Source organism: Sulfitobacter sp. CW3, from assembly GCF_019392245.1.
In the GTDB taxonomy this organism is placed as follows: Bacteria; Pseudomonadota; Alphaproteobacteria; order Rhodobacterales; family Rhodobacteraceae; genus Sulfitobacter.
On the sequence record NZ_JAHXRL010000114.1, the window covers coordinates 1 to 286 of the forward strand.

General features: G+C 66.8%; 1 protein-coding gene. It reads left to right on the top strand.

What is annotated here, in order from left to right; all coding sequences use genetic code 11:
• On the top strand, positions 1–286 hold a 286-nt coding region (locus KZZ06_RS20415), incomplete at both ends, for a P27 family phage terminase small subunit (protein ID WP_219581807.1).

A 286-nucleotide genomic window follows, 5' to 3' on the forward strand; every position in this document is an offset into this window, starting at 1 on the left:
GCCGGACTTCCTCATGGGGAAGCGCGGGGAGTCGGGCCAAGACGTTGCGCTTCGTATCTGGCGCGAGCTCGCGCCGCACCTGCAGAGGCGCAACCTGCTGGATCGGATGGACCGCTACGCCTTCGCGCGCTGGTGCGTCTACCAAGCCGAGTGGATCGAGGCGACGCAGACCATCCGCACCGAGGGCATAAGCCGGATGGTCAAGACGGTCAGCGGCGACGAGATGCTCCGTCGCAATCCGGCGGCGCTGCATCGCGACAAGGTCGAGCTCGCGATGGTGAAGCTG